Source organism: Camelimonas lactis (assembly GCF_004342915.1).
Lineage (GTDB): Bacteria > Pseudomonadota > Alphaproteobacteria > Rhizobiales > Beijerinckiaceae > Camelimonas > Camelimonas lactis.
The window spans coordinates 87134-109614 of record NZ_SLWL01000001.1; the positions used below are offsets into that span (position 1 = coordinate 87134).

The 22481-nt window shown below is 66.8% G+C and carries 24 protein-coding genes and 1 tRNA gene; 7 read left to right on the plus strand and 18 right to left on the minus strand.

Annotated elements, in window-relative coordinates; genetic code table 11:
- Positions 1–48 precede the first annotated feature (48 nt).
- From EV666_RS00390 to EV666_RS00425, 8 genes are all read right to left on the minus strand, one after another.
- Positions 49–1110 (minus strand): ABC transporter ATP-binding protein, encoded by a 1062-nt coding sequence (locus tag EV666_RS00390; RefSeq protein WP_132002698.1) that lies wholly within the window; start codon positions 1108–1110, stop codon positions 49–51.
- Between the two features lie 2 nt (positions 1111–1112).
- Positions 1113–2189, minus strand: a complete 1077-nt coding sequence (locus EV666_RS00395) for an ABC transporter ATP-binding protein (RefSeq protein ID WP_207906314.1) — start codon at positions 2187–2189, stop codon at positions 1113–1115.
- An 833-nt stretch (positions 2190–3022) separates the two neighbouring features.
- The gene (locus EV666_RS00400) at positions 3023–3853 is read right to left on the minus strand and encodes a polyphosphate kinase 2 family protein (RefSeq protein ID WP_132001245.1); all 831 of its coding nucleotides are present in this window, start codon (positions 3851–3853) and stop codon (positions 3023–3025) included.
- 193 nt (positions 3854–4046) lie between these two features.
- Complete coding sequence (locus EV666_RS00405; protein ID WP_132001248.1) at positions 4047–5021, minus strand: hypothetical protein; 975 nt, start codon at positions 5019–5021, stop codon at positions 4047–4049.
- A 172-nt stretch (positions 5022–5193) separates the two neighbouring features.
- A complete protein-coding gene (locus EV666_RS00410) occupies positions 5194–6159 on the minus strand; it encodes a DUF808 domain-containing protein (protein WP_132001251.1) in 966 nt (321 codons plus the stop codon).
- A 103-nt stretch (positions 6160–6262) separates the two neighbouring features.
- On the minus strand, positions 6263–6613 hold the full coding sequence (locus EV666_RS00415; protein ID WP_132001254.1) for a diacylglycerol kinase: 351 nt from the start codon (positions 6611–6613) through the stop codon (positions 6263–6265).
- 245 nt (positions 6614–6858) lie between these two features.
- Positions 6859–8634: an ABC transporter ATP-binding protein gene (locus EV666_RS00420; RefSeq protein ID WP_132001257.1), complete on the minus strand. Its 1776-nt coding sequence runs from the start codon at positions 8632–8634 to the stop codon at positions 6859–6861.
- A gap of 345 nt (positions 8635–8979) precedes the next feature.
- Entirely contained in the window at positions 8980–9948 is a 969-nt protein-coding gene (locus EV666_RS00425; RefSeq protein ID WP_132001260.1) for a DMT family transporter, read from the minus strand.
- 207 nt (positions 9949–10155) lie between these two features.
- Here EV666_RS00425 and obgE point away from each other — a divergent pair, with 207 nt between their 5' ends.
- From obgE to EV666_RS00450, 5 genes are all read left to right on the plus strand, one after another.
- Positions 10156–11190, plus strand: a complete 1035-nt coding sequence (obgE, locus tag EV666_RS00430) for a GTPase ObgE (protein ID WP_132001263.1) — start codon at positions 10156–10158, stop codon at positions 11188–11190.
- Between the two features lie 201 nt (positions 11191–11391).
- Positions 11392–12444, plus strand: coding sequence for a peptidylprolyl isomerase (locus EV666_RS00435; RefSeq protein ID WP_245514169.1), 1053 nt, complete (start codon positions 11392–11394; stop codon positions 12442–12444).
- A gap of 173 nt (positions 12445–12617) precedes the next feature.
- Positions 12618–13859 carry a bifunctional glutamate N-acetyltransferase/amino-acid acetyltransferase ArgJ gene (gene argJ, locus EV666_RS00440; RefSeq protein WP_132001266.1) on the plus strand — a complete coding sequence of 414 codons (1242 nt, stop codon included), beginning with the start codon at positions 12618–12620 and terminating at the stop codon, positions 13857–13859.
- The gene (locus EV666_RS00445) at positions 13856–14614 is read left to right on the plus strand and encodes an SIMPL domain-containing protein (protein WP_132001269.1); all 759 of its coding nucleotides are present in this window, start codon (positions 13856–13858) and stop codon (positions 14612–14614) included. The genes argJ and EV666_RS00445 overlap by 4 nt, the downstream gene beginning before the upstream one ends.
- A 94-nt stretch (positions 14615–14708) precedes the next feature.
- Entirely contained in the window at positions 14709–15158 is a 450-nt protein-coding gene (locus tag EV666_RS00450) for a (deoxy)nucleoside triphosphate pyrophosphohydrolase (RefSeq protein ID WP_132001272.1), read from the plus strand.
- Positions 15159–15268: 110 nt separating this feature from the next.
- On the opposite strand, the gene EV666_RS00455 is transcribed toward EV666_RS00450, so the two are convergent.
- A complete protein-coding gene (locus tag EV666_RS00455; RefSeq protein WP_165909841.1) occupies positions 15269–15736 on the minus strand; it encodes an acyl-CoA thioesterase in 468 nt (155 codons plus the stop codon).
- A gap of 245 nt (positions 15737–15981) precedes the next feature.
- Between EV666_RS00455 and EV666_RS00460 the strand changes: the two genes are divergently transcribed.
- A tRNA-Leu gene (locus EV666_RS00460) sits at positions 15982–16068 on the plus strand.
- A gap of 118 nt (positions 16069–16186) precedes the next feature.
- Complete coding sequence (locus tag EV666_RS00465; RefSeq protein WP_165909842.1) at positions 16187–17515, plus strand: tyrosine-type recombinase/integrase; 1329 nt, start codon at positions 16187–16189, stop codon at positions 17513–17515.
- Here the strand turns inward: EV666_RS00465 and EV666_RS00470 are convergent.
- From EV666_RS00470 to EV666_RS00505, 9 genes are all read right to left on the minus strand, one after another.
- Positions 17437–17694: a hypothetical protein gene (locus tag EV666_RS00470; RefSeq protein WP_132001281.1), complete on the minus strand. Its 258-nt coding sequence runs from the start codon at positions 17692–17694 to the stop codon at positions 17437–17439. The two genes, EV666_RS00465 and EV666_RS00470, sit on opposite strands and share 79 nt — an antisense overlap.
- 3 nt (positions 17695–17697) lie before the next feature.
- Entirely contained in the window at positions 17698–18150 is a 453-nt protein-coding gene (locus EV666_RS00475; protein WP_132001284.1) for a deoxycytidylate deaminase, read from the minus strand.
- A gap of 135 nt (positions 18151–18285) precedes the next feature.
- Entirely contained in the window at positions 18286–19395 is a 1110-nt protein-coding gene (gene dnaN / locus EV666_RS00480) for a DNA polymerase III subunit beta (protein ID WP_132001287.1), read from the minus strand.
- Positions 19392–19736 (minus strand): hypothetical protein, encoded by a 345-nt coding sequence (locus EV666_RS00485; RefSeq protein ID WP_132001290.1) that lies wholly within the window; start codon positions 19734–19736, stop codon positions 19392–19394. Before EV666_RS00485 ends, dnaN begins: the two co-directional genes overlap by 4 nt.
- A gap of 5 nt (positions 19737–19741) precedes the next feature.
- The gene (locus EV666_RS00490) at positions 19742–19993 is read right to left on the minus strand and encodes a DUF2312 domain-containing protein (RefSeq protein WP_132001293.1); all 252 of its coding nucleotides are present in this window, start codon (positions 19991–19993) and stop codon (positions 19742–19744) included.
- Between the two features lie 143 nt (positions 19994–20136).
- The gene (locus tag EV666_RS18745; protein WP_280990817.1) at positions 20137–20262 is read right to left on the minus strand and encodes a hypothetical protein; all 126 of its coding nucleotides are present in this window, start codon (positions 20260–20262) and stop codon (positions 20137–20139) included.
- Positions 20259–20525 carry a hypothetical protein gene (locus tag EV666_RS00495; protein WP_132001296.1) on the minus strand — a complete coding sequence of 89 codons (267 nt, stop codon included), beginning with the start codon at positions 20523–20525 and terminating at the stop codon, positions 20259–20261. Before EV666_RS00495 ends, EV666_RS18745 begins: the two co-directional genes overlap by 4 nt.
- On the minus strand, positions 20522–20785 hold the full coding sequence (locus EV666_RS00500; RefSeq protein WP_132001299.1) for a hypothetical protein: 264 nt from the start codon (positions 20783–20785) through the stop codon (positions 20522–20524). Before EV666_RS00500 ends, EV666_RS00495 begins: the two co-directional genes overlap by 4 nt.
- Before the next feature lie 569 nt (positions 20786–21354).
- Positions 21355–22239, minus strand: a complete 885-nt coding sequence (locus tag EV666_RS00505) for a S24 family peptidase (RefSeq protein WP_245514129.1) — start codon at positions 22237–22239, stop codon at positions 21355–21357.
- Between the last annotated feature and the right edge of the window lie 242 nt (positions 22240–22481).

Below are 22481 nucleotides of genomic sequence, written 5' to 3' on the forward strand. Positions count from 1 at the left end.
GGCCGCGCCTTTTGTTGTCTGGCTGAAACCTGTGTGCGGTCGCGCCGGTCAGGCGTTGGGCGGCGGCGGTCCTTCCGGCGTGGCGAAATGGCAGGCGACCCAGTGGTCCGGCCGCAGCTCGCGCCACGCCGGCTCCTCCGCCGCGCAGCGTGTCTGCGCCGACGGGCAGCGCGTGCGGAAGCGGCAGCCGGAGGGTGGCGACACCGGGCTTGGGATTTCGCCCTCCAGCATGATGCGCCGGTTGACCCGCATGCTGGACGGCAACGGAACCGGCTCGGCCGACAGCAGCGCCTGGGTGTAGGGATGCAGCGGTTTTTCCGTCACCGCATCGGCCGGCCCCAGCTCCATGAACTTGCCGAGATAGGTGACGGCGATGCGGTCGGAGATGTGCGACACCACCGAAATGTCGTGGGTGATGAACACATAGGTGAGGCCAAATTCGCGCTGCAGGTCGGCGAACAGGTTGAGCACGTCGCCACGGATCGACACATCCAGCGCCGCCACCACCTCGTCGCAGACGATCATGCGGGGGCGCAGGGTGAGCACCCGGGCAATGTTGACGCGCTGCTTCTGGCCGCCAGAAAGCTGGTGCGGATAGCGCACGCCCGCTTCCGGCGCCAGGCCGACGCGGACCAGCGCCTCGGTGGCGGCGCGCCGGCGCGCGGCGTCATCGCCTTCGCCGGCGATCCGCAGCGGCTCCATGACGCTGTCGAGAATGGTCATGCGCGGGTTGAGCGCGGCGTTGGGGTCCTGAAAAATGATCTGGTAGTCGCGCCGGCGCCTGCGGAAGGCCGAGCGGCTCAGGGTCGCCGGATCGACGCCATCGTGCAGGATGCGGCCGGAGGTGGGCTGCAGCAGGCAGGCCAGGGCCCGGCCGATGGTGGTCTTGCCCGAGCCAGACTCGCCAATGACGCCGAAGGTTTCGCCCTGGCGCACCTCGAAATCCACCCCGTCGACCGCCTTGACGGTCTCCAGGCCATTGTTGACCGGAAAGCGGATGCGCAAATCCTCCACGCGCAGCACTGGCGGGCGGTCGCCCGGCGTCGCGAGCGGCCCGCCGGCGGCGGCGTCCGTGGCGGGAGCGGCGGAATGCGTGGCGTGGCGCCCCATGCTCATGGGCGGATCTCCCCTGTGGCGGCGGCGAGGTTGTGGGCGACGGGGCTGCCGGCGGCCATGTCGTCCACCGACCCCGGCAGCCACAGGTCGCGGGCGCGCCAGCAGCGCGCCACATGGTCCGCGGCCATGGGCAGCAGCGCCTGGGCGGCCTCGCAGCCGGCGATGGCGTAGCCACAGCGTTCACGGAACCGGCAGCCATCCGGCATGCGGCCCGGCGCCGGGACGCGGCCGGGGATCGACGGCAGCACGCCGCGCCGGGCGCTGAGGCCGGGCAGGGACCGCAACAGGCCGGAGGTGTACGGGTGGCGCGGCCGGGTCAGCGCATCGTCCACCGGCGCGTCCTCGACGATCTCGCCAGCGTACATGGTGATCATGCGCGTGCACGTCTCGGCGACGACGCCCAGATCGTGGGTAATGAAGATGAGCGCGGCGCCGGTGCGTTCGCTGAGGGAGCGCAGCAGGTCGGTGATCTGCGCCTGGATGGTGACGTCCAGCGCCGTGGTGGGCTCATCGGCGATGATCAGCTTCGGCTCGCAGATCAGCGCCATGGCGATCATCACCCGCTGGCGCATGCCGCCGGACAGCTGCTGCGGATATTCATCGTAGCGCCGCTCCGGCGCCGGGATGCCGACCTCGGCCAGCGCCGCGATGGCCCGCTGGCGCGCCTCCGCCCGGCTGACGGGAAAGTGCACGCGATACGCCTCCGCGATCTGCTCGCCCACGGTGAACACCGGATCCAGGGCGCTCATTGGCTCCTGGAAGATCATGGCGACGTCGCGGCCACGCACCGCGCGCATCTGGCGGGGGGACAGGGTCATCAGGTCCTGGCCGGCGAGGCGCGCCTCGCCGGTGACGCGGGCGGTCTGTGGCGGCAGTAACCGCATCAGCGACAGGCCGGTGACCGATTTGCCGCAACCGCTTTCGCCGACCAGACCGACACGCTCGCCGGCCCTGATGCTGAAGCTGATCTGGCGGGTGATGGGCAATTCACCATTGCTGGTGAGAAAGGCCGTCGACAGATCGCGCACGTCGAGCAGGGGCGCCGCGCCGGCGGCCGACCTGGCCGCGGACATGCGCCCGGCCACGGATGCGCCGCCCGCCAGTTGGCCCCCTTCGCCTGTGGCGAACGACAGCTTCGCCGGAATATCGGTCATGACGGCCCTCCCGTCTGTTTTTTGACAGAGCAAATGCCCGCCGCGCCGCAGCGGAATTCTGATCTGTCTTATGGGTTCCGGGCGTTCTTCCCGTGGGTCGCAGCGGTTGCTTCCCATGAAGAACGCCGGGCGCGCAGATTGCCGGCCGGCTCGCGGCGCCGCGCGTGCTCCAGAAACATCAGGGCAGTTCTTCAGGCGTCGCCCCGACTTTTGGCGCACTTCCCCGACCGACGCGGAGCCGCATCGCGCAGGAATGCTGGCGCAGCAGGCAGGCTGCAGTGGCGTTCCCCCCTCGGAGCGCCTTCCCCGGACCGGTGACGGCCATGCGGCCGGTTTCCAGTCGGGCGTTATCTGGACCTGGTCCGTGACCTGTCGTCCTTGTTTATATTTTTTATCAGAGATCACATGTGGAGGGCTGTCAATGCTCACGGCGTCGCGGCCCGCGCGCCCTGGAGGGGAAACGATCCTGTCCACAGGCAGGCCCGGTTTGAGCCGTGCGCCTGTTCTGGCGCGGCATTTCCGGCTCGTGGGCGGAAATACGTACGTTGGCGCCGCGTGCGCGAGAGGATGCGGCAAAGCGCGGCGCGGCGCCCGCCCATGCGGCGAAATATTTTGCAGATCAGCCTGATAGGGCGATGGCCATACTTTTCGCCGGCCCTGCGCCAGCCAGCCGCGATTGCGGCCCGGGTACGCTGTGGATACCGGGCGGCGGCGCGGTTTTTCCGGCGCCCAGCGCGGCGCCTGCTTCGCGATCAGTCCCGGGTGTTGTCAATCTTGCGAAACCGGCGACGGATTTCCGGGTCAACCGGCCTTGGCGCGAGATCGACGCCGGCCTCAAGCCGGTCCGCGATTTCGGTCATGGCGGCGATGCGGGCATGGCGCTTGCAATTGGCCGGAATGAGTTTCCACGGCGCCGTTCGGGTATGAGTCTTCGCCAGCATGTCGTTCACCGCCGCCTCGTAATCGCTCCATTTCTCGCGATTGCGAAAGTCCTCATAGCTCAGCTTCCAGCGCTTCAGCGGATCGTCGAGCCGGTCGCGGAAGCGCCGCAACTGCTCGTCCGGCGTGATGTACAGGAACACCTTGGCGATGCGGGCGCCGTCATCAACCATCAATTGTTCAAAGGCGTTGATTTCATCATAGGCGCGGCGCCATTCAGCCGCGCTGGCGAACCCTTCGACGCGCTCCACCAGCACGCGGCCATACCAAGAGCGGTCGAAGATGCAGATGTCGCCGCGCGCCGGCGCCCGGTCCCAGAAACGGGCCATGTAGTGTCGTTTCTGATCCTGCGGCTCGGGGGCCGCGATGGGCCAGACCTTGAACCCGCGCGGGTCCATCACCGCGGCGATCCGCCGGATGGCGCCGCCCTTGCCCGCCGCGTCCCAGCCTTCAAAAGCCACCAGCCCCTTGTGGCCGTGGTACAGATAGGCCTGCTGGATGCGCGCGAACCGCTGTTGCAGGCTCTTGAGCTCCGCGGCGTACTGTTTGTCGCCAAGCGACGGGGACATGTCGAGGTCAGCCAGCGTCGGCGGCCTTGCATCGGGGGGCGCGGGGCGCTGTCCGTTTTGCTTCCTGTCGCTCATGGGGGGCCTTTCCTCATCGGCGCTGCGCCGGCTGCCCGCTGATTGCGTCAAAAGCGGCGGCCGCTTGCAAGCCCCTTCCTGCGAGCTTCATGCCTGCAAGTCCGATCCGCGCGCCCCCCCGGGCGTTGTCTGGTCCAGCCGGTGGTCCAGCCGGCTGCGGCGTCAACGGGCGAGGCGTCAACTGGCGATGGGGTCAACGGGCGAGGTAGAGCGGCGTGGAGATGGTGAACTGCACCACGGGCTTGGGCGACCAGCCAAGGCCGAGGTTCATGGCGAAGACCCGGTTGTCGTCATCGTCGACGTGCTCCAGCTCCACCAGGACATAGGGGGTGGTCACCGGCTTCAGGCGCAGCAGCGACGCGGCCTCGGCGCCGCCGAAATACTGCACGCCGACCTGCGCGGACAGATTGACCAGTTTCGATGGGCTCCAGTAGCCGCCAATATATCCGCCAAGCTGCGCGCCGACCCGGGCGAAGCTGGAGGATACCTGGGTGCGGCTGTAGCTGACGCCGGCGGTGAGGCCGCGCGTCTGGTCGGCGTCGAAGGCAAGGTCGAGGTCAATGCCCCCGGTCCAGGTGGTGCTGAACACGCCAAGGGCGATGGGCTCGAACGGCCGTGACGCCGAGGCCGACAGGGTGACGCCGGGCATGAGGCCCGATTGCTCGATGACCTCCGCCGAGCCGCCGACGCTCCACGAAGCGGGCGTGAACTTGCTCCATTTGTCCCCCGGCGTCTGGGAGCCAGAACCATCCAGCCCGGCGAAAACGGTCAGCCGGTCGCTGAGCGCGATGGTGAGCGGCGCGGACATGTAAAAGCCGCGCGATTTCTCGCCGGTCAGAAAACGCAGGTTGTTGCGGCCAAGGCCGATCGTATTGCCGGGCGTCGACGACCAGCCGGTTTCAAGGTCCACATAAGTTGTCGGCCAGGAATCCGGCGGCGCGCCTGGCGCGCTGTCCCCGTCGTCTTCATCGTCATTATCGTCATCATCCTGCGAAGCGGCGCTGCCGTCCGCCTTCGCCCTGGTCTTGGCCTCGCTGGTTCTGGCCTCACTCGCCCCGGCCTCGCTGGCCCCGGCCTTCGCCTGGGGCGCCCCGGCCGCGCCGGCGCCGGGAAAAACGCCGCACATCGACACGGCGAGGATCAGCCAAAGGGGACGGGCGGTTGGCAAGGGCTGGTCCTGTTGCGGCGTCGTGGTCGGCGGGACGATACCGGCTCGTGCGAGAAAATGCGACGCGGTTATGAAGGCGCGCATGCGTCTGTCGCGCCCTGGAGCAATAAGGAAAGCTGGCGCGTGGTCGCCAGCGCGCGTCCATGGCCCAGGCTTGGGGGGGCTGGCTGCGTCAGCCTGGCTTTTTGCCGCCCAGAAGCCGCAACATCGGCGCCGCGACGCGGCTGGCCAGTGGAACCAGCGCGAGGCCAAGCGCCAGGCCGGCGACGCCGTCAAGCGCCGCGCCCGCGAGCCACGTCACGGCAGGGCCAGCCGGACCCGGCGCCAGCGCGCCCGTCGCGGCGGAGATGCGGGCGATAACATCGGCGGGGGCGTGCAGGCCGAACACGTGCAGGCTGTGCAGCACGATGCTGCCGCCCACCCACAGCATCGCCGCCGTGCCGATGGCGGACAGCGCGCCCAGCACAAAGGGCAGGCTTTTCACCATCAGGCGGCCAAGGGCGCGGGTCGGCGCGAAGCGCCCGGAGCGGGCCATGAACAGGCCGGCGTCGTCCAGCTTGACGATGACCGCCACCGCGCCATAGACGCCCGCCGTCACCATGGCGCCGACGGCGAGAAGCGCGGCGGCCTGAAGCCAGGGCGAGGGCGTGGTGATGACCGACAGGGCCACGGTCATGATTTCCGCCGACAGGATGAAATCGGTCTTGATCGCCCCCTTGACGCGGGCCTGCTCCAGCGACGCCGGATCACCGGACGACATGTCCTCACTGACGGCATGGTCCGCGCCGGGGGCGAGGGCATGCCAGATTTTCTCCGCGCCCTCGAAACACAGATAGGCGCCGCCCACCAGCAGCAGGGCGGTGATGGCGGGCGGATAAAACCAGTTGAGGAACAGCAGCGCCGGCGCCAGGGCCACCTTGTTGCGCAGGCTGCCAAGGGCGATGCGGCCGATCATCGGCAGCTCGCGGCTGGCGTGGACGCCGTTGACATAGGCCGGCGTCACCGCCGCGTCGTCGATGACCACGCCGAGGGTTTTCGAGCCGGCTTTCGCCGCGTTGGCGGCGATGTCGTCGAGGGAGGCCGCCGTCAACCGCGTCAGGGCGGCGACGTCGTCAAGCAGGGCGAGCAGACCGCTCATTCAGGGAACACTCATGGAACGCTTCGGGGCAGGGCGACGCCCCAGTCTAGGTGGTGAACGGCCCGCCAGATAGTCGCGCGCCGGACGCGATCTGGTGACCCATTCACGGATAGAGCGCCATGGCGAGCGCGCCGGCCCAGATGAGGAAAGCGATCAGGGTGACGCAGAGCACGGCGGCGGACCCCATGTCCTTGATGAAGCCGATGGCGTCGTGGCGGCCGGGGTGCAGGTGATCGCACAACTTTTCAATCGCCGTGTTGAGGCATTCCACGGCGAGCACCAGCAACACGCTGCTGACGAGAGCGATCCGCACCCAGAGCTGGCCAGACAGCAGGAAAGCGGCGGGAACCGCCAGCAGCAACACGACAAGTTCCTGGCGGATGGCGCGTTCGCGCCGCGCGGCGACGGCCAGGCCACGAAGTGAGTTTTGCAGGGCGCTCAGCAGGGCGTTCATGGGTACAGGCAGGGTCCCTGGCGGTTGGCGGGGTGAGGATGCGCCCGGTCGAACCGGACGCTGCCCGCGCTGGTCTGGCGCGTCCGCGCGACATGGCGCCCCCGCCTTGCATGAAAAGCACATCAGGAGGCAAGACGCTTCCGAACTAAAACCTGCAATGGCCCGCGTTCCCCTCGCGGCGAAGGCGCCGGCGTCGCCGCCGCCCGTCTGGCGGGTCCACGCGGTCCCGCCGGCCATTCGACGCGTCAGGGCCGTGCCCGGTCCGGCGCCGCAAGAAGATCGTCGGGCAATGTCGTGGCGCTGGCCTGAGCCGCGTGCAGGCGACGGTAGCGGCCGCCGGCGCGGTTCAGCAGGGTGGCGTGATCGCCCTGTTCGACGATCCTGCCGTCCTCCACCACCAGCACCCGATCGGCGTCGGCGATGGTGGCCAGGCGGTGGGCGATGACCAGCGTCGTGCGTCCCCGCGACAGGTCGGCCAGGGATTGCTGGATCGCCCGCTCCGTCTCGGTGTCGAGGGCGCTGGTGGCCTCGTCGAGAATCAGGATCGGCGGGTTCTTCAAAAACACCCGGGCGATGGCGACGCGCTGCTTCTGGCCGCCGGAGAGCTTGACGCCACGCTCGCCGACAACCGTGTCGAGGCCCGCTGGCAAATCGGCGATCAGGCTCTCGAGACGGGCATGGCGGGCCGCCGCCAGAATTTCATCCTCGCGCGCCTCCAGCCGGCCATAGGCGATGTTCTCGCGCAGGGTTCCGGCGAACAGGAATACGTCCTGACTGACGATGCCGATGTTTTCGCGCAATGACCGCAGGGTCATGTCGCGGATGTCGACGCCGTCGATGGTAATGGCTCCTGCGTCCGCCTCATAAAAACGCGGCAGCAGCGAACAGATCGTGGTTTTGCCGGCGCCAGACGGGCCGACAAAGGCGACGGTTTCGCCGGCGCGGCAGGAAAAATCCACGGCCTGGAGGATCGGCGCGCCGTCCGCGTAGCCAAAACGCACGTTGTGATAGGCGATATCGCCGCGCAGGCGGCCTGCCGTTACGGCGCCAGGCCGGTCGGTGATCTCCGGCCGGGTGTCGAGCAGCTTCAGATAGCGCTGAAAGCCGGCGATGCCCTTGGGGTACATCTCGATGACCATGCTGATCTTGTCGAGCGGGCGGAAGAACACGTTGACCAGCAGCAGGAAGCCGACGAAGCCGCCAGCGGTGAGTTCGCCGCGCACCACGAACCAGGCGCCGGCGAGCATCACCACCACCTGGACGAAACGCATGGAGAGGTAGGACAGGGACTGGGACACCGCCATCACCCGGTAGGCTTCGAGCTTGGTGGCGAGGTAGGCGCTGTTGTTGCGGGCGAACAGGGCCCGTTCGTGGTCCTCGTTGGCGAAGGCCTGCACCACGCGGATGCCGCCGACGTTCTCCTCGATGCGGGCGTTGAAGTCGGCGACGCGCCCGTAGATGGCGCGCCAGGTGGACGTCATCCGCGCGCCATAGCGCATGGTGATGAAAGCGGTCAGCGGCACGATCACCGCCGTGATGACGGCCAGAGGCGCGTGCACGCCAAGCATCAGCGCGAAGGCGCCGATCAGCGTCATCACCGCAAGAAACAGGTCTTCGGGCCCGTGATGGGCCACTTCGCCGATCTCTTCCAGGTCCTTGGTCAGCCGCGCCACCAGATGGCCGGTCTTGACGTTGTCGAAATAGCCGAAGGACAGCTTTTGCAGGTGATCGAACGCCCGCCGGCGCATTTCCGTTTCGATCCTGACGCCGAGCATGTGGCCCCAATAGGTCACCACCACCTGGAGGCCGGCGCTGACGGCGTAAACAGCCAGCAGCCCGGCCGCCGCCACGGTGATGAGGCCGAGCCGGTTGGTCGGCAGCAGCCGGTCAACAAACAGCATCACCGCGATGGGGAAGCCGAGCTCGAGCAGGCCAGCGACGATGGCGCTGCCGAAATCCAGCGCGAACAGGCCCTTGTGCGGGCGGTAGTAGGAAGCGAAGCGCTTCAGCAAATCAATCATCGACAACAAACCCGGGGTGGGCGGCGCAGGCTCCGGAACCGCCAGCGTCGCGCCGGTCGCTCATAACGCCGCAGCGCGTCATAGTCGACAGATATAGTTGTGAAAGCGCAGAACTGATCCGGTCAGTTTCAGTTTTCGTGCCGTCTGGAACGGGGATGCGCCAATTTTAAATTGTAACAATATAAATAACTGGCGTCATTTTATGTCGCTGTCCTGGGCTGGAGGGCGCGCCGGGGCGCCGCCTCGCGGTTGCTGGCGCAGGGGCATGGGCGCCGGTTGGCGGCGCGTCAACGCCGCGTCGCTGGCCCGGCGCCGCGCGCGCCAGGGCGTCTGCCGTCGCGAGCCTCAGGGCAGCGGCGGCGTCGCCGCGTTGGCGTCGATGCGGCCATTCAGGCGCCGCTCGCGCAGGAACACCACGATGCCGGCGGCGACGATGATCACCGAGCCGGCCATGGCGGTGACCCGCGGCTGCTCGCCAAACGCCACCCAGGCCAGGGCCATGGCGAAGACGATCAGCAGATACTGGTAGGGAACAACCACCGTCGCCGGCGCCAGTTTGAGCGAGCGGTTGACGCAGACATGGGCGATGAGCGCCACCACGCCGAGCCACGCCATCAGCGCCAGATCGACGGCCGGCGCCGCTTTCCAGCCGCCGAACGGCAGCATGATGAAGCCGATGACCAGCGCGCCAAGCATGGTGCCGGTCACCAGCACCACGTCCGGTGTTCCGCGCAGGTAGCGGGTGATGATCATGGAGCAGGCGAACAGCATGCTGCCGGCGAGGGCGATCAGCGCCGGCCAGGTGAAGCTGGCCCCGCCCGGCTCCAGCGCGACGATCACGCCCATGAAGCCGGCGGTGATCGCCAGCCAGCCGGTCGTGTCCGTGCGCTCGCGCAACAGCACGGCGGCCAGCGCCGCCACATAGATCGGTCCGGCCATGTAGAAGGTCACCGCGTCGCCCAGCGGCAGCCAGATCACCGCCGTGTAGAACAGCGCCACCTCCATGGCGGAGAACAGGCCGCGCAGGATTTGCAGGCCAGGGCGGGGCGCGCGCAGCAGCGGCGTCAGCCCGGTGCGCCAGTAGAACGGCGCCAGAATGACCAGGCAGGTGATGCTGCGGACGATCAGGATCTGGCCGACGCCATAGGAGCCGACCAGCCATTTGCCGAGCACGTCGTTGAGGGCGAACAGAAACACGCCCATGACCATCAGGCCAACGCCGAGGCGGCTGGACGGCGCGACCGGCGCCGCCCCCAGCGGGGGCGAACCGGCGGGCGATGGACTGGCGGATGCTGACGTGGATTGTGTGGACATCCGGTTCCCGGGCGGTTCAATGCAGGGCGTTTGGGCCGTTGCCTGGATTTTGACCATATCCGGCCAAAACGCCAGCGCAATGCCCGGTCAGGCGGGGGCTGATATGCGAAAGGGTCTGGCCAGGGTATGAAGGGCGGTCGCCCACCGGTCGTCGTGAACGAACCGGCAGCCGTTTGCAGTCCGGCCCATACTCAATTACGGGAAGCCATGAAGTTTCTGGATCAGGCGAAAGTCTTTATTCGCTCGGGCGATGGCGGCGCGGGATGCGTCTCCTTCCGCCGTGAGAAATTCATTGAATTCGGCGGCCCCGATGGCGGTGACGGCGGGCGCGGCGGCGATGTGTGGGTGGAGTGCGTCGACAATCTAAACACCCTCATCGACTATCGTTATCAGCAACATTTCAAGGCGCGCGCCGGCATGCACGGCATGGGCCGCAACCGCGCCGGGGCCAAGGGCGACGACGTGGTGCTGCGGGTGCCCGCCGGCACGCAGATCTTCGCCGAGGATGGCGAGACGATGCTGGCGGACCTTACCGAAACCGGGCAGAAAATCTGCCTGGCGCGCGGCGGCAACGGCGGCTTCGGCAACGCCCATTTCAAAACCTCCACCAACCAGGCGCCGCGCCGCGCCAATCCCGGCCTTGAAGGCCAGGAGGCATGGATCTGGCTGCGGCTGAAGCTGATCGCCGATGCGGGCCTGGTCGGACTGCCCAACGCCGGCAAGTCCACTTTCCTCGCCGCCGTTTCGGCCGCCCGGCCAAAAATCGCCGACTATCCGTTCACCACGCTGCATCCGGGGCTGGGCGTCGTCGGGCTCGACGGGCGCGAGTTCGTGCTCGCCGACATTCCCGGCCTGATCGAGGGCGCCCACGAGGGGCTTGGTCTTGGCGACCGCTTCCTTGGTCACGTGGAGCGCTGCCGGGTGCTGCTGCATCTGGTGGATGGAACCCAGGAGGACGTCGCTGGCGCTTACCAGGTGGTGCGCGACGAACTCGCCGCCTACAGCAACGCCCTGGCCGAGAAGCCGCAGGTCGTCGCCCTGTCGAAGATCGACGCCCTGGATGATGAAACCCGCGCGGCGCGGCTGGCCGATCTGGCGGCGGCGAGCCGGCAACGGCCGCTGATGCTTTCGGCGGCCTCCGGCGAGGGGGTGGAGCTGGTGCTGCGCGCTTTGCGCGATGTTATCGATTCCGCGCGGCAGGCGGAGCTGGAGGCCGCGCCCCGTCCCGCCTGGACGCCGTGAACCGGCCGCCCTGAACCGGATTCCAGGGAAGCCGGACGCGCTGAACGGGACCGTCGCGCCGGCGGCTTCCGGCAGGGCCATGGCCCCGTCTTCGCTTGCAAAATCCGGCGCGATCAGACACTCATGCCGGCAGCCTGCGCCGCCGGCGCCGGCCTTCAACGCCATGCGAACGCGATGCGCCCCAGGCAGGATACGCCCTTGATGCAGATGCAGGACCAGCCGCTGATGAACGTCCGCCTCCGTCGCTCCGCACGCCCGGCCGTTTTGGCGCTCGTCGCCGCGAGCCTGCTGGGCGGCTCGCTGCTCGCCGGCCCGCTGCTGGCGAAGGATCCGGCGCGCGGCGACCTTTCCGGCGTCATCCGCAGCATGCCGTCGCGCGGCGCCGCGCCGGCCGCCACGTCCGCTCCTGGCGCCGCCGCGCCCGCCACCGCCGCTCCCGCCGCCGCGCCGGTTCCGGACGATACGGTTCTGGCCCGCGTGGACGGCGCGCCGATCACCCAGCGCGACGTGCGCCTGGCGATGGAAGACCTTGCGGATCGCCTGCCGCGCGTGTCGGAGGAAAACCGGCAGGACTATGTGCTGAGCTACCTGATCGACCTCCAGCTCGGCAGCCGCGCCGCCGTGGCGGAGAAACTCGACACCACGCCGGAATTCGAGCGCAAGGCGGCGTATAACCGCAACAAGCTGCTGCTGGATGAACTGCTGGCGCACGAAGCGCGCAAGGCGGTGACGCCAGAGGCGGCGCAAAAGACTTACCAGCAGACCCTGCGCGATCTGAAGCCGGAAGAAGAGGTTCGCGCCCGCCACATCCTTGTCGACACCGAAGCGAACGCGAAAGCGGCCATCGCCCGCCTGAAGGCCGGCGAGGATTTCGCCCGGGTCGCCGCCGACATGTCCACCGATCCGGGCGCGGCGAAAAGCGGCGGCGAGCTCGGCTGGTTCACCCGCGACCGCATGGCGCCGGAATTCTCGGAAGCGGCTTTCCGTCTCAAGCCGGGGGAAATTTCCGCGCCTGTCAAAACCCAGTTCGGCTGGCATGTGATCCAGCTGGAGGAACGGCGCACCCGGCCAGCCCCGTCGTTTGATGAGGTGAAGCCCGAGGTCGAAGCCTATCTTGCCCGCAAGGCCCAGCAGGATCTGGTGCTCAACCTGCGGTCGAAGGCGAAGATCGAGCGGTTCGCGCCTCCGGCGACCAGCAAGGACGAGGCGCAAACCGCGCCAAAGCCGCCGGCCAACGGCGGCGCCAAACGCTAAAGCGGCCACGCGGGCGAGAGCGCCGCTTTCCCCGGGGCCCGGGCCCGGCGCGCAGCAGCCGGTCTGTCAGGACGAACGTCTGGCGGGAGGCCGGCGGGCGCGTCGCCGAACGTTTCAAATTTCACCGGCGTCTCTTTTTCCGGGACGCTGCGCGCAACCCTCAGGAGCGACCGATGTCGTCTGCCATTTCTCCTCTCGCGCCGAAAACCAGCCCCGAATTGCCGCCGGTCGACGGCGTGCGTTTCGCCACCGCCGAGGCTGGAATTCGCTACAAGGGGCGAACTGACGTCATGCTGGCGCTGTTTGATGCGCCGACCGCCGTCGCCGGCGTGCTGACCCGGTCCAAATGCCCGTCGGCCGCCGTGGACTGGTGCCGCGACCGGCTGCCTGGCGGCGAAGCCCGCGTGCTGGTGGTCAATTCGGGCAACGCCAACGCCTTCACCGGCATGAAGGGTCGCAAGGCCGTTGAGCTGACCGCGAAACTGGCGGCGAAAGCCGCGGGCTGCCGCGCCTCCCAGGTGTTCCTCGCCTCCACCGGGGTGATTGGCGAGCCGCTGGACGCGGAAAAATTCGAGGGCGTGCTGGACGACTGCGCCAGCCGCGCGACGCCGGACCAGTGGCGCGAGGCGGCGCAGGCCATCATGACCACCGACACCTTTCCCAAGGTGGCGACGGTCACCACCACGCTTGGCGGCGTCAGGGTCACCATCAACGGCATGGCCAAGGGCGCGGGCATGATCGCCCCGGACATGGCCACCATGCTGTCCTTCGTGGCGACGGACGCGCCGATCGCCGCGCCGGTGTTGCAGGCGTTGCTGCGCAAGGCCACCGACCGCACCTTCAACTGCGTCACCATCGACGGCGACACCTCCACCTCCGACACCCTGCTGCTGTTCGCCACCGGCGCGGCGGCGGCTCGCGGCGCGCCGCAGATCACCGCCCCTGGCGACAGGCGCCTTGCGCCGTTCCGCAAGGCGCTGACGACGCTGCTGCGTGATCTGGCCCAGCAGGTGGCCCGTGACGGCGAGGGCGCCCGCAAGCTGATTACCGTGAACGTGCAGGGGGCGAAGAGTGAGCGCTCGGCCCACCGCATCGCCATGTCGATCGCCAATTCGCCGCTGGTGAAAACCGCCGTCGCCGGCGAGGACGCCAACTGGGGCCGGGTGGTGATGGCCGTGGGCAAGGCCGGCGAGCCGGCTGACCGCGACCGCCTGTCGATCTCCTTCGGCGACATCCGGGTCGCCTGCCAGGGCGCCCGCGACCCGGCCTATGACGAAGAGCAAACTTCCGCCTACATGCGCGGAGATGAAATAGCGATCACGGTCGACATCGGCCTCGGCCGGGCCTCGGCCACCGTCTGGACCTGCGACCTCACCAAGGAGTACGTCGCAATTAACGGGGATTATCGCTCATGACCTCCAGCGTCCGCCGTTCCGCAGTCTCCCGCCTCATTCTCGCCGCGCCGCTCGCCACCGCATCGCTGCTGCTGGCCATGGGCGCGCCGGCCAGGGCCGAAAGCGAAGGCGCGCGCCAGCCGCCGCGCATCGTCAGCGTCAGCGGAACCGCAACGCGCGACGTGACGCCGGACATGGCGACCATCGTAATTGGCGTCACCACCCGGGCGCCGAAGGCGGCGGAAGCGCTCAATGGCAATTCCCAGGCGGCGGCGAAAGTCATCGCCGCCGTGCGCCAGGCCGGCGTCGAGAGTCGCGACGTGCAGACCAACACGGTGTCGATCTCCCAGAATTTCCGCAACAGGCGCGACGCTTCGGGATACACCCAGGAGCCGGATGGCTTCACCGCCACCAATTCGGTCAGCGTGCGGGTGCGTGATCTGGACAAGCTCGGGCCGCTGCTGACGGCGGCGGCGGGCGAGGGCGCCAACAACATCAACAGCCTGACGTTCGACTATTCCGGCCGCAAGAAAGTGGCGGATGAGTTGCAGGCCGAGGCGGTGCGCAACGCCCGCGCCACGGCGCAGCGCCTGGTGGAAGCCGCCGGCAGCAAGCTTGGCCAGTTGCAGATGATCAGCGCCGGCCAGATTCCCATGCCGCGCCCCTATGGCGCCATGAAGATGATGCGGGCCGAGGCCGCGCCGGCGGCTGCTCCCGTGGAGGCCGGCGAGATGACCATCACCTCGTCTGTTCAGGCCACGTGGACCATTGAATGAGCCTGGAGCGATGCAAGGCTGGACCCTGGCAAGACTGGACTCTGGCAAGACTGGACCCTGGCGAGACTGGACCTGCAATGAACGGGACTGCCGAATGAGCGACGTCGCCCCGCAATCCCTGCCGCCCGCCGCGCCGAAACCGTTGCGGATGGTGCTCGTGGTCGCCTGCGCCCTGCTGGACGCCGATGGCCGCGTGCTGATCGCCAAACGTCCGGAAGGCAAGGCGCTGGCCGGCTTATGGGAGTTTCCCGGCGGCAAGCTGGAGGCGGGGGAGCGCCCGGAGGCTGCGCTGATCCGGGAGTTGCACGAGGAACTGGGCATTACGGTGAAGGAGGCCTGTCTGGCGCCGTTGACCTTCGCCAGCCACGCTTATGACGACTTCCACCTGCTGATGCCGCTGTATGTCTGCCGCCGCTGGGACGGGTTCGTGAGCGCGCGGGAAGGGCAGGAGCTCAAGTGGGTCGCGCCGGCCCGCCTGCGCGACTACCCGATGCCGCCCGCCGATGAACCGCTGATACCGCATCTCATCGCGCTCCAGGCCTGAGGCAGGGGCCAACGCGAGCGGAGGCTGATAAACGGCCATGCCTGAAGCGCGCCGGTCTGGAACCGGCGCGCTTTTTTTGTTTCGCCCGCCGTGTTGCCAGCCGGCGTCCGTCAATCTGACGCCGACGCCAGTAGCGTCGCGAATTTGCCGCGCTCGGCCTCTGGCAATGGCGTCGGACGCCGCGTCGTCCGGTCGACATAGACGTGCACGCAGACGCCAAGCGCCGACGCCAGCGTCTCGCCCTGACGGAAAATTCCAACCTCGAACGTCACCGATGACCTGCCCAGAGCGGCGACGCGCAATCCCGCCTCCAGCCTGTCGGGAAACGCCACGCTGTCAAAAAACAGGCAGCGGGTTTCCACCACGAGGCCGATGAGGCCATGGGCGCCGTGCAAATCGACAATGCCATTGCCGATCAGCCAGTCATTGATGGCGGTGTCGACATAGTGCCCGTAGACGGAATTGTTGACGTGCCCATAGACGTCATTGTCCAGCCAGCGGGTCTGAATCGGCGTGAAGTGCTGGAAGGCGGCGCGCCCGGGGCGCGCCGGCCGCCTGACGGCAGGCTGCTCGGCCATGAAAACCCTTTCCTGAGCAAAGGCGTGTGACAGGCGCGCGCGTCGCGCGGAGCCAGCGCCTGTTCTCTCCCGGGGCATCGTCGCACAGCTGCGGGAAATGCACAGGTCAGGGCGGAAAAACCGGCTTCCTGTGGATAGTCGCGCCATTCGGCGGGAAGCGGGATTTGTCCATTGACACCCACGCGGGCGGGGCCTAAACGAACGCTCACCGGACGACGAGAGCGCCAGCCGCTCCCGGAAGTCGGGCCCAGGTGGCGGAATTGGTAGACGCGCTGGCTTCAGGTGCCAGTGGACGCAAGTTCGTGAAGGTTCGAGTCCTTTCCTGGGCACCATTTGAATTGGCGCTAAGTTATTGATATATAAGCGCTTATTAAGATGAGTTGACCAGTCTCCCAGTGCGTTGTAATGATTGAGGCCTTACTATTGGCCTTACAATGCTCCGGAGACGCCATGCCGCCGCGCCCGCTCGCAGCGCGCCCCAACAAGCGCAAGGGCTATTGGTATCTCATCCGGCGCGTACCGGCAGAATACGCACATCTCGATAATCGCAGCCTCATACAGCTCAGCACCGGCATCAGGGTGACTGATGATCCGCGCGGCATTCGCGCGGCGCGGGAAGTGCAGCGGCTCGATGAAGTCCTGCACACGTATTGGCGCGATTTGTCCTCGGGCAAGGTCAGCGATGCGCTGGAGAGGTTTGATCGCGCTGTCGCCGATGCGCGGCGATATGGCTTCGCCTATGCCCCCGCCTCCGGCGCCCCCATTTCACTCGACATTGAGGACATGCTCCGGCGTTTTGAGTTTCTCGCCGCCAGCAAGCGGGCTGACGTCAGCCGGACAGTCACGGCCGTGTTGGGCGGGGCTGAGCCGCCGGGGCTGCGCCTCAGCGATCTGCTGACCGAATACAAACGCATCATCGCCGTTGACCTCGCAGGCAAATCAGCAGCGCAAATGGACCGCTGGGAGATCAACAGGCAGACGGCGCTGGACAATTTTATCGTCGGCACGGGCGGGGATCGCCAGCTGGCCGACCTGACGGCGGACCATATCGCCACGTACCGGGATGCGCTGCGCACGCGCGTCGCCAGCGGGGAGATCAGCGCCGATACGGCCAACAAGGCCATCGGCCGCGTCGCGGCGATGTTCCGGGCGACCGTCGATGATCGCCGGCTGGGCCTGCCAGATGTGTTCGCCAGGATGCGGGTGGCTGCCGCCCGGTACAACAAGCGGCCGGCTTACACGCCCGATTTCATCCAGGACAGGTTGCTGGCGACGGGCGCGCTCGACACCCTCAATGAGCAGGCAAGGCGCATTCTCTATCTGATGATTGAGACAGGGCTTCGGCCATCAGAGGCCTGCGGGCTCAAGCGCGATCATATCCATTTGTCAGGCCCCGTCCCCTATATTGAGGTCAAGCCTGACGGCCGGGAGATCAAAACCCTGTCGTCAGCGCGCAAGATCCCGCTGGTTGGCGTTTCGTTGATGGCCATGCAGGAGCAGCCGGACGGATTCCCGCGCTATTGGGACAAGGGCAACTCCCTGTCGGCGGCGGTCAACAAGACGCTGGACACGCTCAATCTGCGCCCGGACGGGACAAGCCTCTATTCGCTGCGGCATGCTTTTGAGGACCGGCTGATGGCGGCGGCCGCGCCGGAGAACGCCATCGCCGACTTTATGGGGCATGAGCGGGCCAGGCCGCGCTATGGCGACGGCCTGTCACTTGAGGGCAAGCGGGACTGGCTCGTGGGAATCGCATTGACGCCGCCGGCGCGGGTGTAGCGGTCGAGGATTGCCTGCGCCCGGGCCATGGGATCGACCTTTCGCGCCTCGGCCAGCTCCGCCTCAAGGCGGTCGATGTAGCCCGCATATTTTTCGCCGTGGCGCGTGACGATATAGGCCGCCAGCACCAGGGCGCGCTCGATGCGCTGTACCTTTGAGAGGGGCGGTTGGCTTGCCATGGTTCACGCCCTTATCGGCGCCGGTGAGCGCTTTGCTTCAGCCCGGTCCAGCGACACGCCGGCCTCGCTGCACATGATCCCGGCTATCTCGAATTTATGATCCGGCATGTTGGTCCTGCCGTCGCCGTAGATGATGCGGGCCACGCCGGCGTTGATCATCAGGGCCGCGCACTGGCAGCATGGTTTGTGGGTGACGTAGACCGTTGCGCCATCCAGTGAGACGCCGTGCCTGGCCGCCTTGGCGACGACGTTGGCCTCTGCATGTAGCGTCCAGTCGTATTTTGCGTCCGGGACCATGCGGCATGGGTCATCATCCACGCCGGCCGGAATGCCGTTGTAGCCATCCATGAGGCGGTGACGCCCCTTGACGGCGACGGCCCCGACCTTCGTGCGCGGATCCTTTGACCACGTAGCGATGTTGCTGGCCTCGCCCATCCATCTGGCGTTCCAGGTCATGGGCTCACCTTGTCGACGTCATAAGTGGGCTTGCTCATCGCATAAGCCTCCAGATGATGACGGGGATGGCGATGGCGGCGGCGCTCCAGAAAGCGCAGCCGGCGATCACGCCGAGAATTCCGGGGTCTTCGCCCATCACATGCGCCTCGGCATGAGGATGATGACGTGTTCGGGATCGTCGGGGCGGGTGATGAGCGCGGGATCCATCCCGGTATCCACGCCCAGCACGATCTCACCGCTGCCGATCGCATCAAGCGCGGTGCTGATGTAGCCGGATGCAAAGATGATCGAGGTCGGGTCGCCGTCGAATTCCGCGTCGACCGTCTCGTTGATCTCGCCATTGGCCCCGGTCGTGGTGACGGTGATCTCGCCCTCCGCCAGCGTCAGCCTGGAGGGCCCGCTCTTGCTGTCGAGCACGGCCGAGGCGCGGGTGACGGCTGAGGCCAGCTCGGCGACATCGAGCCGGGCATGTTTCGGCCGGCTGGATGGCATGGCGCGCTCCCAGTCCGGATATGTGCCGTCGACCAGCTTGCCGATCAGGTCGGCGCTGCCGCTGCGCACCCGGATGGCCGCCGTCGACACGTCAAACGACATTTCGCCCGGCGTGTCCTTCGCCATGCGGCCGATCTCATCGACCAGCGCCGTGGGGATGATGACGCCGGGCATGTGCTCCATGCCTTCCGGCAGCGGCGCGAATATGCGGCTGAGGCGGTGGCCGTCCGTGGAAACGGCGCATAGCCGGCGCTCGCCATCACGCCCGTGCGGCGTCAGGTACATGCCGCACAGGTAGTAGCGGGTTTCTTCGGTCGAGATGGCGAAGCGCGTGGCGTTGACCAGCCGCTCAACGGTTGCGGCGGGCAGGGTGAAGCTGTGGCCATCGGCGCTTTCGGAAAAATCCGGGAAGTCGGCGGCCGGAAGGGTTTGCAGCGTCGAGCGCGAGCGCCCGGCGCGCAGGGTCATGGCCGCGCCGTCGCATTCAATGCCGATCTGCGCGCCGGAGGGCAGGCGGTTCACGATCCTTTCCAGCAACGGAAACGGCACGGTAATTGCGCCCGGCGTGCTGATGTCGGCGTAAATGGCGTTGCTCGCCATCATTTCGAGATTGGTGGCGGTGACCGTGAGCATTTCCGCCTCGGCCCGCAGCAGCGCGTTGGACAGGATCGGGATGTTGCCGCGCCGGTCGGCGACGCGGGTAATGGATTTGATCGTCTGCGCGAGCATGTCGCGCTCCACAATCAGCTTCATGCCTCAGCCCTCCTGGCCTCGCGGCGGGCAAGCTCCTTCGCGACAAGGTGGGGCAGGCCGTCGAGGGCCGGGATGGCGCGGGCGATGTAAACCAGCGCCTCATCCAGATTGCCGTAGCGGATTTCGGCGGCCGCGTGCTCGATTAAACTGCCGTCGCCCTCCAGCTCTTCGATGTGGCCTTCCAGCTCCACGATTTTATCGGATTGGTCATCCCCGGCATCGTCAGCGATGCCCTCGGCGTCTTCGATGACGCCCATGAGGGTCTGGCGGAGATTATCGATATCGATTTCCGCGCGGCCGCCACGGCTGGTGGTGATGGTTATGACGCTGAGCTTGCTCATGTCGGTCACCTCATGCCCAGCGCCTGCAGGTACAGTTCGAGGATTGCTTCCTCTTCCTGCTGCTCGGCGCTGTCTTTCTTGCGGATGCGCAGGATCTGGCGGACGGCCCTGGCGTCAAAGCCGCGCCCTTTCAGTTCCGCGAAAACTTCCTTGATGTCGCCGGCGATGCCGGCCTTTTCCTCTTCGAGGCGCTCAAGGCGCTCGATGAATTGCTTCAGCTCGTCGGCGGCGACGCCGGAATCGGCGATGTCAGCCATGCCTGGCTCATGATTGGTCATGGTCAGCCCCGTGGTTGGCCCGCCGCCGCAGCCGCTGCGCGATCTGGCTTGCGATCACAAGCGGCGCGAAAACGGCGAGGGCGCAGGCGATTGCGGTTGCGAGGTTCGCCGGCGTGGGCATGTCACGCCCCGGCGGCGATGGCGCTCCAGAGCGCGATGGCTCCGACAAACAGGCCAAGGGCGGCCAGTTCGGCGGCGGCGCGGCCGATGAAGGCGGTCGCGCGGAGGGCGAGGATGGCGAGGATCATGCGCACTCTCCCTCTGGTGGGTGCAGGTCTGCGACGCGACGGCCCCAGATGAAGCAGTCGCGGCGTTGCCACTTCTCAACGCCCGCCACGGCGACGGCGGCGTCTTCATCCAGATCGGTGAGCTGGACGATTTCCCATGTGTCGGATGGCGTCAGCGTGCTGGCATCCCGCGTGCCCTCGACTGCAGTTTGCCATTTTGCCCAGTAGTAGCCGGTGCGTAGGCTTGGCTTCGCCTGCGCAGCTTTGGCCCTGCCGCGCCTCATGCCGCGTCCCTTCGCGAGCCGGTGGCGGCGACGTCGATTGCGGCGGGCAGGTGGGCGGAGACCTGCGCCTCCGTCCAGCCGCGCTGCAGGAAGTCGCTGCGGGTGATGACGGCGTCGGCGCCGGCCCGGTCCATGGCGTCGCGGGCCTCCTGCGCCATGCGGCGGCGGATTTCAGCCGCGTCAGTCATCAGATGGCGCGGGCGCGGCCAGATGGGGCCGTCGTGGGTGATTGTGCGGTGGGGGATGGTGGTGCGGCGCATGTATGCCTCCTGTTGCGGATGGCATATTGCGAATATCGCACAATTTATGTCAAGCGATTATCGCAACATTTCGAGCGCTATGAATTTCCCCGTTCGGTCGAAAATCGATTCGACAGGCGCGCGAATGGCCGCTACGTAAATAGAACGTAAAGAGAACATCGGGGGCTGGGATGACGCATGAGGCGCGGAGATTGCTCGCAGATGCATCACGAATTGTGGTGGAGTGCGACGACTGCGGGCGGAGACGGGAATGGCGGCTGCCTGAAATCAAGCGGCTTCAGGAGTGTGGCGTCCATACATTTGGCGATCTGGCGCGGAGGGCCGTTTGCCGCGAATGCGGCCCACATGGGGCACTGCGGAATATCATCGTGCGGCCGGACTGGCGATGTGCGCCTACGCGTCCAGGCGCTCAGCCAGCAAAGCTTTTGAAGGGTGCGCGCCAATGAATTTGCAGACGCTGCTAACTGCGTCTGGCTGTGACAGATCAGGCCAAGCGCCATAGGCTCCTGACCCGCGCGGTCCTTGATCCCATTCTCCGCGAATGACGGCGTTACATCAGGCGGGGGTGGTTATCCAATCCCGGCGAATACGATGCGATGGACAGAGACTACCCTTTGCTCTGGGAAGCGTAGTTCGTACGTCTCGCCATCTGGTGGATTGAACTGGTGCAATACCAGTTCGCTTCCCCTTGAAACAAACCGCTTCACGTAGGCGCTGGGCGGAGAGCCGTCATCCTCATCAGCGTCAAGTATTTGGGCGACGACATCGTCTCCCTGCCGCACGGGCTGATGTGGGTTGATCCATACCGTCTCGCCGGCCCGGAAGCGCGGCTCCATAGATTCGCCATGAACGTAAACGGCGTACGCGCCTTCGACGCCAGACAGGACAGGTGGGCAGAACGTATCTGCGATCCGCTGGCCGTTCATGATGAACCGGCCGTCATCCCCTGCTGCGGCGTGCCCGAATACCGGGATGCGAGGCGCGGGCGCAAATGGCTGAAACTCTGGCCTTGTTGCGTTGGGTGAAGGTTGTGGAGCCGGCGTGCTCCCAGGCAGGTGTCTGGCGCTCATCGCGGTGGCCATGTCGGCAGGGTCCAGGCCGAAAAATTCCCAGACCAAGGGCATTTCGGGTGGCTGCACTTTGCGTTTGCCGAGGATCGATTTGTTCACTTGGCTCCGGTCGAGGCCTAGCCGGCCCGATAGGAAGTGGAAAAGCTCCGCCTGGCTTTTGCCGGTGCGGGCAAACTGTTCAGAGAACCAGTCCGGTGAAAAAGCGATTGCCATCCATTGCTTATCGCGGATTTCGCAAACTTTGTCGTGTGCGTATTGCGCAATATCTGCGTTGACAATCATTGAGCGATAATCGCAATATCCGTCACCATGAGCACAGTGGCGGAAACAATCATCGCGAAATGTGGCGGCCATGCTGTCGTGGCAGAGATCTGTGGCGTCCATGTTTCGCGGGTATATCGCTGGACTTATGCGCGGGAGCGCGGTGGCGCTGATGGGCTGATCCCGTCTCGTCATCAACAAAAGCTCCTCGAAGGCGCGAACGCGCGCGGCATCCCGTTAGCCCCAAGCGATTTCTTCCGTCGCTCAAACGGCCATCTGGTGGGGTGACGCGGCATGACCATCGCAAAATTTCGTCTGCCAGCACTCACCGCTCCGAACGCCGGCCCGTCGTCTGCCTCCCTCGC

Coding starts and splice junctions, on each gene's coding strand:
- EV666_RS00390 (WP_132002698.1), bottom strand. CDS start 1,110: ATGGGGCGCCACGCCACGCATTCCGCCGCTCCCGCCACGGACGCCGCC.
- EV666_RS00395 (WP_207906314.1), bottom strand. CDS start 2,189: ATGTCCGCGGCCAGGTCGGCCGCCGGCGCGGCGCCCCTGCTCGACGTG.
- EV666_RS00400 (WP_132001245.1), bottom strand. CDS start 3,853: ATGAGCGACAGGAAGCAAAACGGACAGCGCCCCGCGCCCCCCGATGCA.
- EV666_RS00410 (WP_132001251.1), bottom strand. CDS start 6,159: ATGAGCGGTCTGCTCGCCCTGCTTGACGACGTCGCCGCCCTGACGCGG.
- EV666_RS00415 (WP_132001254.1), bottom strand. CDS start 6,613: ATGAACGCCCTGCTGAGCGCCCTGCAAAACTCACTTCGTGGCCTGGCC.
- EV666_RS00420 (WP_132001257.1), bottom strand. CDS start 8,634: ATGATTGATTTGCTGAAGCGCTTCGCTTCCTACTACCGCCCGCACAAG.
- EV666_RS00425 (WP_132001260.1), bottom strand. CDS start 9,948: ATGTCCACACAATCCACGTCAGCATCCGCCAGTCCATCGCCCGCCGGT.
- obgE (WP_132001263.1), top strand. CDS start 10,156: ATGAAGTTTCTGGATCAGGCGAAAGTCTTTATTCGCTCGGGCGATGGC.
- EV666_RS00435 (WP_245514169.1), top strand. CDS start 11,392: ATGCAGATGCAGGACCAGCCGCTGATGAACGTCCGCCTCCGTCGCTCC.
- argJ (WP_132001266.1), top strand. CDS start 12,618: ATGTCGTCTGCCATTTCTCCTCTCGCGCCGAAAACCAGCCCCGAATTG.
- EV666_RS00445 (WP_132001269.1), top strand. CDS start 13,856: ATGACCTCCAGCGTCCGCCGTTCCGCAGTCTCCCGCCTCATTCTCGCC.
- EV666_RS00450 (WP_132001272.1), top strand. CDS start 14,709: ATGAGCGACGTCGCCCCGCAATCCCTGCCGCCCGCCGCGCCGAAACCG.
- EV666_RS00455 (WP_165909841.1), bottom strand. CDS start 15,736: ATGGCCGAGCAGCCTGCCGTCAGGCGGCCGGCGCGCCCCGGGCGCGCC.
- EV666_RS00465 (WP_165909842.1), top strand. CDS start 16,187: ATGCCGCCGCGCCCGCTCGCAGCGCGCCCCAACAAGCGCAAGGGCTAT.
- EV666_RS00470 (WP_132001281.1), bottom strand. CDS start 17,694: ATGGCAAGCCAACCGCCCCTCTCAAAGGTACAGCGCATCGAGCGCGCC.
- EV666_RS00475 (WP_132001284.1), bottom strand. CDS start 18,150: ATGACCTGGAACGCCAGATGGATGGGCGAGGCCAGCAACATCGCTACG.
- dnaN (WP_132001287.1), bottom strand. CDS start 19,395: ATGAAGCTGATTGTGGAGCGCGACATGCTCGCGCAGACGATCAAATCC.
- EV666_RS00485 (WP_132001290.1), bottom strand. CDS start 19,736: ATGAGCAAGCTCAGCGTCATAACCATCACCACCAGCCGTGGCGGCCGC.
- EV666_RS00490 (WP_132001293.1), bottom strand. CDS start 19,993: ATGGCTGACATCGCCGATTCCGGCGTCGCCGCCGACGAGCTGAAGCAA.
- EV666_RS18745 (WP_280990817.1), bottom strand. CDS start 20,262: ATGATCCTCGCCATCCTCGCCCTCCGCGCGACCGCCTTCATCGGCCGC.
- EV666_RS00495 (WP_132001296.1), bottom strand. CDS start 20,525: ATGAGGCGCGGCAGGGCCAAAGCTGCGCAGGCGAAGCCAAGCCTACGC.
- EV666_RS00500 (WP_132001299.1), bottom strand. CDS start 20,785: ATGCGCCGCACCACCATCCCCCACCGCACAATCACCCACGACGGCCCC.
- EV666_RS00505 (WP_245514129.1), bottom strand. CDS start 22,239: ATGGACGCCACAGATCTCTGCCACGACAGCATGGCCGCCACATTTCGC.